The organism is Streptococcus sanguinis, assembly GCF_026781265.1.
Taxonomy (GTDB): domain Bacteria; phylum Bacillota; class Bacilli; order Lactobacillales; family Streptococcaceae; genus Streptococcus; species Streptococcus sanguinis_T.
This window is the reverse complement of the sequence record NZ_JAKUVC010000013.1, coordinates 1-10535: the sequence shown is the minus strand read 5'-3', so window position 1 is coordinate 10535 and position 10535 is coordinate 1. Positions and strand designations below refer to the sequence as shown.

Sequence of the window (10535 nt, the reverse complement as noted above, 5' to 3'; positions counted from 1 at the left end):
CTTTATCAATTCCAGCTCACTGAGCGTTTTTCTTGTGAACCGAACTATCGGTTCCTCTCATTCTGGATCATAAGAGATAAAAATAAAATTTTTACATGACTAGTATAGCATATTCAAGATAAAAATCAAAGAAAATATTAGCTGATTACTATTTAAATGGTGAAGTCTTCTCTAGTTTAGCAATTGAATTATTCAAATCTTTGAGTTATAATGAAAACGTAAAAGATAAACAAGCTCAATTAAACCGTCGTTTTATTAATTGAGGTTTGTAAGATTTAAATGAATCTTCATCTTTTACATTTTCTTATTTAAAGAAAATCGAGATTCCAAATCTTATTTTCTTTAACATGTGTTTTTCAGCCTAGAACTGTTGTTCTAACTGAATCAACTTTTTACTAACCTAGATTGTGGTTATCTGAGTTAGTGAACCAGCTTCTTAACAGAGGCTGGTTTTTTAGTTTTTAAAAATCCCAAAGTGGTTAACTTTGAGATTCTAACTTTAAAAATACCTTATTTTCATTTCTCTCTTATAGTTCCTTCTATATAATCGAAAGAAGATAAATTTAGTATCAGTCAATTACTCCATATTTTACAGGAGTAGTATTAACCTGTTTTAAACATCTGGAACAGTAGCAATTTTCACCAAATTCTAAAATTTCTCCATCTACTAACATACTATTAGCAGGATATACTTGTAAATACGGGTAATAATGAGAAATCAACCTCTCATAACTACTAACTTCATCTACAAAATCTCTTGCAATTTGTTCAAAATCGTAAAGACCCAAATAAATCAGCTCTTGTTTATTTGTAATGAGAAAATAACATAAATCAGAATATTTTTCACTAAGAAACTCTCGATAAAAAACATTTCCTATACCACAATGGGGACAAACAGAAAAACGTTTGACTCTATTATTGCGAAACCACTTATCTAAGGAAATTTGCAGATATCTTTTATTTTGGCCAAAATTTAATGCAATGGCTGGCAATAAAAGAAAGAAAAGGATGATGCCGTTCTCAACATAATTTCTATATTGAATCATATTATAAATTGTTAATAGAAAAATAAATCGTAAGGCCCATTTTGCAGCGCCTATCATGTAAGAAATTACACCATTTAAATGATACTCATTTTCCCAGACAAGCTGCCGTAGGTAGTAACATTTCACAAGAAAGGACACTACTGCATAGAATACACCACTTAATAGAGCTTTTATAATTACGTTCAAATGATACCTCTTTTTATGATATTCGCCTTGTTCTAATTAAAGTAATCACAGAAGCAAGAGAATAGATATTCGTCCTTATTCTTTCGTGAACTTCTCAATCAGTGAGAGAGCCACTTCATCAACGATTGGTTTCGATTCATCCCCATCAGCAAGACGCATTATACTTTTCCTATTCTGATTGTCAAAGGTTATAAGCATCGCAGCCTGTGTAACTCCTAATTTCTTTGCAGATTGAGCGTTGTTGGGGTCACTCAAATCAATAAATGCCACTTTTTCTTTTTGTTGATCTTTTAGCTGAGATAGAACTTTTGTAATACCTGCTCTACAATAAGGACATCCTAGTTTATAGAATATGTATAATTTTTTATTAGGTAAGTAAGGCTTACTAGGATTTTCAACATCCCTGTTCGATAACTTTATCGGAGAAAAAGTTTGTTCTAAAACCTCTTTATCAAATTGACTTGCTAAAAATATGCTTCCATCTCCCTGATCCTTATATGTATGTAAAGGAACTATAAGAGAAAAGAGAAATCCTGCTAGCACTGCTAACAAGGGAAAGATGTACAGAACAAATTGCGACTTCCAACTATACCTGAAATACTCTACTCCGATATATCGAATGTATAGAATCGACCCACTAATTAGCAACAGTATTAGTCCGATATTGAAAAGGTGAAATGGAAAGTAGAAAATAACATGGTGATTCACAATTATAATTGTACTAAAAAGAAATAGAATTATTAGTAAGGAAAATACTCCCCATATCACAAATGATACATCTGAGAACATTGAAGTTATTTTGGATTTCTCCTGTTTCCAGGATGATAACTTACTTAACATGCGTACTGCCTTTCTAAATCAATCTATTAGATTAAATCCAATCTTAGAAAATAAATATTTACCACAATTCTTCAGTCTCATCTGAATTATCTATTTCTATTAGATTTTGAAAATCTATATTTTCCTTTCCAAAATCAACCTGAGACTGTTTCCATTCTGATTCATTTACAGACAAGGAAGAATTCGTTTTTTGATCTATATTCTTCATTGGTGAGGTTGTATCCTCATCCTTTTTGCTATTTTGACTTTCTCCCTGATTTGATGTAAAGGATTTTGTTTGATTGACTTTAGTCTCTCCCAGAACGTTTGGTTCCTGTACAGCCATAATTTTCGACCATTCCTCAGGAGTAAAGTCTTTTTCTGTCAATGAATCACGAGTACCATTTTTGATGTAACATTTTTCCACCATCTCTGACCAAATTTCATACGCCTCTCTGTCAGCTGGATTATTAATATTAAAAATCGGCTGAAAATGTTCATCATTAAACATAGGCATTCTAAAATTAGGAACCGAGGTCACAAACATTATATCCGAAACTTCATCATCAACAACCATAACACCAGCGTATTCAAACTGTTCTAATTTAGCCATATCGGATTGTTTCAACTGAGGTTCTTCAACAACTTGTTCACTGACGTTTCTGGAGTTGTTCTCATTACCAGCCATCATATCGTCTTGACCATAGCGATCTGTCTGCTCCAATACATACTTATCCCCAGCTCGATTAGCTATATATTCTACAGAAGCTGGGCTTCCTTGCTGAAAGACGAAAGCATTTCGATACGATTGGAAAAGAGCATCAGCTCGATCAGCTCCAACAGTTGCTACAGCTTGCTCATAATTTTGATATAGATGCAAGGCTGGTGTTCGGAACTTCCGATTCTGATCAAGAAATCCTTGATCACGAGCCATAAGAATCGTGTTCTTCTCATCGTTCATATAAGGGAACAAAGGAGACTTATTTGGTAATCTTCTATATGCTCCACTTTGCATAATGATTTCTGCGACTTGACCAACCATCCGGCTATTTGAGTCTCCTAATTCTGCTTTTGCTGAATTCACTAGAAGAACTCCTCCCATTTTCAAAAGAACGTCTACATTTTTAGTTGACTGAGAGAAAAATACACGGCGAACATCAGGGCTAGATGACAATCGTCTAATAACTGCTTTTAACCCATTGATATTTGCATCGAATGAAAAACCAACTTCATTTGTATGAGGATTCGTAAATAAGTTGTTTGAAAAGTATGAAATAGTGTCTTTCATAATTTTCAATTTATTTTCTGCAGCGCGGTGAGAATAGTATAATTTTCTTAATCGAGCAGATTGATTTGCATCAAAACGGAAGTCAATCCCACCATTTTGCATCCAAGCATTGTATTCTTTCTGATATTGTTCCTTATATTCTCTATCAATTTTATCGAAAATCCTCTCTTCTCTTTGGGCGATAGCTTTTAATACTTCTAAGCGAGCAAAGATATAATCATTGCTCTGAAGAATATCATTGAATTCTGATAAAGTTGGAGCATTTCCATTTAAGCGTTGGTTAATAGGAGCTCCAATTACCTGAGCAGTAATAATTAGTAAAGATGTGACATTACGAGTATGTGCTTCTTCGCTATTCGCAAAAAACGGATTTGCGCTCCCACCGTCTCCCTCACTAAAATTCCTGAAAAGGTCAGCCGCTAAAGCAGAAGCAATTTCTGGATCTGCATCAAAAATATTAATGGCATCAGTATCCTCTTTAGGTGGATTTACATGCCAGACCACTTCTTTAGGGAGCCCAGATTTTTCTATAATTTCCAGCGCATCTTGTATCAAATCTCCTGAAGGTTCATTTACATAAAAGCCATTTGTGAGATTTTTCCCCAGTCCCTTAGTAAACCAATCTTCATATAAGGTATCTAGTAGCAAGTCTGATTCCTCTGATGGAAGATTCATTGCTGCTACTTCAGCCCGTTTTGCCTTGATATAAGCTGCGTATTGTCGAATATAATAAATGAAATTCTCAGTATCATTAATAATTATAGGTTTAGCAATTGAAGCTGATTTCCCTACACCTATCAGGCCAAAAAAGACAACATTAAGTGCTCTTGTTGCAGCATTCATTATGACATCATTTCTGTACTTCGAATCAATTCCTATCCTGATATTCGATAGGCCATCTGTGTCTCTATCTTGAACTAATCCATCGATACACTTGTCTTTAAAAAAGCGAGATTCAATCCACTGATCTACCAGCGTCTTACTGTAAGGACTCACTTCATTCTGGTAAGTATTAAAAAACATGTATACATAAATTAAAATAGGAAGAACAATCATCAAGCTATTGGATATAGGTCCCCCTATCAAAAGGTGCATAGATCGATAGCTAATTGGCCAATCAGAATACTTTAAAAATCTATCAGCACTCACATAAGCATTATTGACAATAACGAGAATATAATTGTTAATAGTCAAAATAATAATAGCAACTCCCGACATAATGGCACTCACAAACGATAGCATTATGAATTTTTTCATCACTGCAACACGTTTGTTACGCGGAAAGGCTTCTACTTCTTCAAATAATTCAAACCTTTGTCTACTTGCTAACCGAGTGTGCCACACACCAAAGTAGAGAGCTATAATGTTATTAAATATCAATAATCCAAACAATATCAAAAATATGATATCTGGCACTTGGATTCTAAAAACAATCCCTAAGATTGTCAACACAACCATCGTAATCGAAAAATAGAGTGAGCCTTGAATTATTTTGCGAAAAGCCAGTAGTATAACATCAAGCATCCTATAGCCATTCCTCTTATAGGGTAGTGTACTTAAATATTTTCTCATGTTTTCTCCTAAGTTAATAAACGAAAATGGATTTGAAAAACTGCAAGATTATAACTCCCACAACTGTAATAACTAAACCAACAATCAAAGAGCTCCTCTCCCTTGTGGCACTCTCTCGTTTTCTTCCTTCAGTAAACATTTTCTGATAATTGAAAATGGTGGCTTGAGTGTTAGCAAAAGAAGGTAAGAAAGCTAGTAAAAGCAATTGTAAAACAGTAAAAATATCCTTAAATCCTTTCACATCAATCTTCCCAACCTGATCTTTATTATATAAAATAGAAAACACAGTTAAAGCTAGGAATCGAATCGTATAAATAAAAATCAGGGCAAAGATGATTGTTTTTAACGCTTTCATCATACTCAGATTATTATTGGCCTTATTAGCAACATACCACCAAATAGCTCCACCAACTACAATCATCCAAGGAATAGCATTAAGAGCAAAAAATATATAATAAATAATCATGTGTCTCCATTCATAAAAACTAGTATCTCGATGAGTCATATTAGCTTCTAATAACAATATTATCTCTTGAAGAAGCCATTCAATGAAACACTTCGCTCAGCATTTCGCATATCTGTATTGAACTCACAATGGACATAAAAAATTATTTGATTATCTTCAAGTTTTCTATATCTAGCACGTTTTACTACAACAGACAGAGGTTTATGCGTATAAACCAAAGTTTTATCCAGTCTCTCTGTATTGCGAAGTTTTACTGTGACACCTGGAAAACCCTCCAATTCAATCAAATGACCACGAACAACATCATAGGTTACTAAATAAGCCGTGTGAACTGAACCTACCAGCATGCTATCATCAATCAAAGTTTTTAATCTGTCTGTTGGTGATGTTTCCAGCTCAATCGAACTACCCCATAGTATAAATTGTTCAGAAGTAAAATCTGATGGAGAAAAACTATTACTCTCTTCTGTTTCAATTTTTGAGCTCTTTCCTTTCTTCCAGCCAACAAAATTAAACTCAATCAGTTTCCCGACTTCAGCATAATACTCTAATGGATGTATCTTAGAAAAAGCTCCATATCCAAATCTTTTTTTAGGAATCTTATAGCTTCGTAAATTTTCATCTAACACATATACTCCCGACTGATTTACATAACTAATAATTCCATTCTGAGTTCTTTCTTCTAAAGCTTTCTTTCTCTGTCCTATCCTTTGATAGAAATTTCCACCTTCATTTTCTTTAATCTGTGTTCTAGCAATTTCAATAGCTTCAGAATTCATCAGCAATTCAGCAATATCAATGTCCCCTAATGCAGCATAATTATTTTTAACTCCTAATGGCATTTGGAATTTAGAATAGTGTCGTTCTTTCAAATCAACAATCTTTAATGGCACGATTCGGTCAATCATATTTCTTAAATCCATCGTTTGAAACATGCCGGCTTTACGATGTGGAACATATACTCTCAAATCAGATAAATTAGCATCAATAGGTCGACATACCAACATGTCTTCAAAGACGACAGTATCTTTATCTTCTTTATAAATACTTGGTGCCGCTTCTATAATCCCTATAACAACAGCTGAGAAGACCTCTTGTCTAGCTTGTTCACATCTTGAGCTATCTTCCATCAACGAGCGATTAAAAGGACGACGGTATAAGTTATTCTTGACATTTTCTATAATTTCCTCAGAAACAAGCGTCACTCCTAGAGACATATTCTCTTCGTCATACCAATTACTGTCATTCTTTTTTCGATTAGCCAAAACTATTGAGCGCATCTCATTCCCATTATCAGCTTTGGGATAACGAATATTCTCATATCCTCGTTTTTTAAATTCGCTTAATGGCAACATAACTTGAAAACTCCTTCGCATCTTAATCTAAAATGTCTATTGCTTATATTATACGAATTTCCCCAAAAAATTTAAAGCATATTATGAAAAAAGTCTGCAGTTGCAGACTTTTTTTTCCAAAATTAGAATACTCCTACAAAAATAGCAAAAATCCTAAAATTACAGCAACAATAATAGGAACTGCTATTGCTTCTTTTTTTAATAAATTTTGACTAGTACCTTTGACTATATAGAATAAAGATACCACAAGCAATCCAACAATGATTGCAGAATAATATAACATAGGCTTTGCTCCTGACTTAATTGTATTTAGTATAAGACATTCACTTTCTAAAGTCAATTAGTTAGTGAAATCGAGATATGAACATATCCTAAACAAATTAAAAATATACATTTTCAAAACTAAGTAGTGATCTAGCAAATATTTTCTTATTATTTTATGAGAGGAGTAGCTTCTCCTGTCTTATAATTAATTTTTGCATTTTTTGAAACATTAAGAAGTGTCACACTGCAGGTATTCCCGCTATAAACAGCCTTTCCTGCATCTTTTAACTCAACCTTAATCTCTTTTCCCTTAGCATCATATCCCATCCAAAATAATGAAATGCTACGAGGAACTAATTCGTCATCTTGATAATTAGCAACAGTATAATAATCTAAGGTATAGTCTTTATGTTCTTTAAGCCATTCATTTAAAGCTTTTTCATAAAAAAGCAAACTATAAGGATTTTCAGCATCTGTTACTTTATCAGATAGAGTTCCCACTTTTAAATAACGCGTCACTGGAATGATATTGTTTTTTTCTGATACTTCTCCCAGAAAACTGTACGGAAGTAAATTGCCTTTTTCCATCAGAGTCGCTGTTTGAATTTTTCCATTCTCATTCTCATATTTAAAGCGGTAATTTTTCAAACCTACTGGCTCATTGCTACTTTGGAGCTCGCGATTGTTAGTTGGTTTATCAGAATATTTAAGCTGTATATGCCCAAATACAGCACGTTGGTACTGATCCAATTGTCCAATTTTAATCTGCTTTTCACCTGAAAAGGGCATGGGCTCATAATGTGCAATCGTTTCTTCAGATTGTTTTTCTGACTCAGCTTGTATTGACGAAGTTACCTTGCTACTAGTTTCTTTCGACTCGCCAGCAATTGCACTTTTAATATCTTTCGCAGATTTTTCAATCTCTCCTTTATTTCCCATAAATATTGATTTTAGAAAAGATAGTGGAACATTCAGGTTTATGCCATTTAGAGAAGCATAGCCTAGAGCACCTGTAATCAATACACTTCCAATTATCACACCACTAATACAACCTTTTAGCGAAGAGCTTTTTTTATCTTTATTCAAATTGCAAACTCCTTATTCTTGATACTCTATTTTACCAAAAAATTTTGCAAAATGACCTTGCTTATTGAAACTTTTCAATCTTTATCCTTCAAAAACCAGCTTTTATGTTAAAATAGAGATATCACATTGAGAAGAAAGAGAAACGTCCATGTCGAGGAGAAATGATGATTCCAACCAGCAACCAGAATGGTTTAGCTGGATTTGGATACTTGTATTTGTATTTGGTTCTGGAGCTGTAGCCAGCTATCTAATTCCCATAGCTATTCTGGGGGCTATTGGTTACGGAATCTATCGCCACCAAAGCCAGAAAAAAGTTCGGATTGAAGCAAAGCAAGCCAGCATTGGCCGTATTGAAGATTTAAAATCAGAGATTGGTCATGCTGACCGCCGCATTAAAGAATTGGAAGGCTACCAAGAAGATGGGGACCAAGAAAGCTATCAGAATTTAGCACTAGAAATTCTTCCCCAGCTAACCTATATCAAAAATGCTGCTAACGACCTACGGGGAGAAATTCCTACTTCGGTCTACCAGCGAATCCAGACCAAAATTCGTACTGTCACCGATGAAATCGATGAACAACTGAAAAAGATTGAACGAGAGAAAAAACGAAAAGAAGCTCAGCCTAAGAAAACTAGTCTAGAAGAGCTAGCCCCAGAATTGGTCGCTACGGTTCGCAATATTCAGATTGACCATGAGGGCATTCTTCAAAAAATCTCTCAATCCGAAAGCAACAACAAGGAAGAGCTGACTGCCATTCATCAGTCCCAGATGGAGCACTACGAAGATATTTTAGAAGGCTACCTTAAAATCAAAGCTTCTCCCAAAGATTTTTACAATGCAGAGGAGCGGCTAGCCAAGGCTAAAGCTGCTATCGAGCAGTTTGACTTGGATCTAGACGAAGCGCTGCGCCAATTAAATGAAGCCGATTTGAGGGACTTTGACATTAGCCTGCGCATCTTAGACAAAGAAAAGCAAACAGGCACTGGTCTTTAAGCTATATAAACCAAAGGAGAAACTATGAGTCAAGAATTTAATTTTGACATTGATAAAATTGCTAACAATGCCATCAGCAAAAGCGACAAAACAACAGAAATCATCGAATCCACTACGACTAAAGGAAATGGCCAGCTAACTTTTCTGGAAAAACTGACTCCTGAGCAACAGAGTGCGATTACGGCTAAAGCTCCGCAGCTGGTGGATAATTTCGTATCGGACCAAAATGCCTTGCTGGACTTTGGCCAATCTGCTGTAGAAGAGGTCAACGGTACTGTCAATCGTATCTTAGCCGAGCAGAAAAAATTACAAATTCCCCAGGTAGATGAGCTCTTAAAAAACACCAACAAAGAACTCAATGGTTTTGTCGCAAAATACAAGGATGCTCAAGTAGCAGAACTGGACAAAAAGCCTAATTTTCTGGAAAAACTCTTCAAACAGAGCAAAAACACTCTTCAAGAATTCTATTTTGACTCACAAAATATTGAGCAGAAAATGGACGGCATGGCTGCAACCGTTGTCAAGCAAGAAGACGTTCTGGCTCGCAATATTGTTTCTGCTGAAATGCTGATTGAGGACAATACCAAATCAATTGAAAACCTAGTCGGAGTTATTTCCTTTATCGAAGCTGCTCAGCAAGAATCTGGCAATCGAGCGCTCAAACTGCAGGCTGAAGTTGCTCAGTTAGATATGACAACCGTTGACTACCAAGTCAAATCGCAAGAATTAGCTCGTATGACAGAGGTGGTCAATACCCTAGAGCAGCAACACACTGAATATGTCAGCCGTCTCTATGTGGCTTGGGCGACAACGCCTCAAATGCGCAATCTGGTCAAGGTTTCCTCTGATATGCGCCAAAAGCTCGGAATGCTCCGCCGCAATACCATTCCAACTATGAAGCTGTCTATCGCCCAGTTAGGCATTCTCCAGCAATCCATGAAGTCTGCTCAGGTAGCTGACGCTATCTCTAATGCGAATAACGCTGCCCTGCAAATGCTCGCTGAAACGAGCAGGGAAGTCATTCCTCAGCTGGAACGAATTTCCCAAAGTCCTACTATCGCTGTTGAGTCTGTCACCAAACTGGCAGAAAGCCTCGTCGCACAAAATCAAGGCATTATCGAAGCCATTGATAAAGGACGGGAAAAACGCGCTCTACTAGAAGCTACTGTTATCCAGTCTGCAGAGACCATCAACAACTCTGTCAAACTGCGTGATCAAAAGATTATCCAAGCCCTGTTGGACCAAGGCAAGGAAGCCCAGAAAGAATTAACTACAGAATAAGTAAAAGAGCCTAGATGAACTGCACCCCAAAAGTTAGACAGAAAAAAATCTAACTTTTGGGGTGTTTTTAAATGAAATTAACTTATGAGGATAAAGTTCGAATCTATGAACTAAGAAAACAAGGAATCAGCTTCAAGCGACTTTCAGAAAAATATGGAATGAACCTTTCAAATCTTAA

At 35.5% G+C, this 10535-nt stretch carries 9 protein-coding genes and 1 pseudogene; 3 read left to right on the top strand and 7 right to left on the bottom strand.

The features are described from left to right. Positions 1-569: 569 nt before the first annotated feature. From MK370_RS10905 to MK370_RS10875, 7 genes are all read right to left on the bottom strand, one after another. Positions 570-1232: a hypothetical protein gene (locus MK370_RS10905; protein WP_268685267.1), complete on the bottom strand. Its 663-nt coding sequence runs from the start codon at positions 1230-1232 to the stop codon at positions 570-572. 75 nt (positions 1233-1307) lie between these two features. Next, a complete protein-coding gene (locus MK370_RS10900; RefSeq protein WP_268685266.1) occupies positions 1308-1784 on the bottom strand; it encodes a hypothetical protein in 477 nt (158 codons plus the stop codon). Positions 1785-2130: 346 nt separating this feature from the next. Continuing rightward, a complete protein-coding gene (locus MK370_RS10895; protein ID WP_268685265.1) occupies positions 2131-4911 on the bottom strand; it encodes a TraM recognition domain-containing protein in 2781 nt (926 codons plus the stop codon). Between the two features lie 13 nt (positions 4912-4924). Further along, positions 4925-5434 carry a hypothetical protein gene (locus MK370_RS10890; RefSeq protein WP_268685264.1) on the bottom strand — a complete coding sequence of 170 codons (510 nt, stop codon included), beginning with the start codon at positions 5432-5434 and terminating at the stop codon, positions 4925-4927. 2 nt (positions 5435-5436) lie between these two features. Continuing rightward, a complete protein-coding gene (locus MK370_RS10885; RefSeq protein ID WP_268685263.1) occupies positions 5437-6732 on the bottom strand; it encodes a hypothetical protein in 1296 nt (431 codons plus the stop codon). A gap of 133 nt (positions 6733-6865) precedes the next feature. Next, positions 6866-7015: a hypothetical protein gene (locus MK370_RS10880; protein ID WP_268685262.1), complete on the bottom strand. Its 150-nt coding sequence runs from the start codon at positions 7013-7015 to the stop codon at positions 6866-6868. 149 nt (positions 7016-7164) lie between these two features. After that, complete coding sequence (locus MK370_RS10875; protein ID WP_268685261.1) at positions 7165-8082, bottom strand: streptodornase; 918 nt, start codon at positions 8080-8082, stop codon at positions 7165-7167. Positions 8083-8230: 148 nt separating this feature from the next. Here MK370_RS10875 and MK370_RS10870 point away from each other — a divergent pair, with 148 nt between their 5' ends. The 3 genes and pseudogenes from MK370_RS10870 to MK370_RS10860 form a co-directional block, all read left to right on the top strand. Next, a complete protein-coding gene (locus tag MK370_RS10870; protein ID WP_268685260.1) occupies positions 8231-9076 on the top strand; it encodes a hypothetical protein in 846 nt (281 codons plus the stop codon). 24 nt (positions 9077-9100) lie between these two features. Continuing rightward, positions 9101-10357, top strand: a complete 1257-nt coding sequence (locus MK370_RS10865; protein ID WP_268685259.1) for a toxic anion resistance protein — start codon at positions 9101-9103, stop codon at positions 10355-10357. A 71-nt stretch (positions 10358-10428) separates the two neighbouring features. Beyond that, a pseudogene (locus MK370_RS10860) lies at positions 10429-10535 on the top strand (transposase); the annotation flags it as partial.

Excerpts from the sequence above, each read along its gene's own strand:
- MK370_RS10895 (WP_268685265.1), bottom strand. The coding sequence starts at position 4,911 with ATGAGAAAATATTTAAGTACACTACCCTATAAGAGGAATGGCTATAGG.
- MK370_RS10880 (WP_268685262.1), bottom strand. The coding sequence starts at position 7,015 with ATGTTATATTATTCTGCAATCATTGTTGGATTGCTTGTGGTATCTTTA.
- MK370_RS10865 (WP_268685259.1), top strand. The coding sequence starts at position 9,101 with ATGAGTCAAGAATTTAATTTTGACATTGATAAAATTGCTAACAATGCC.
- MK370_RS10870 (WP_268685260.1), top strand. The coding sequence starts at position 8,231 with ATGTCGAGGAGAAATGATGATTCCAACCAGCAACCAGAATGGTTTAGC.
- MK370_RS10885 (WP_268685263.1), bottom strand. The coding sequence starts at position 6,732 with ATGTTGCCATTAAGCGAATTTAAAAAACGAGGATATGAGAATATTCGT.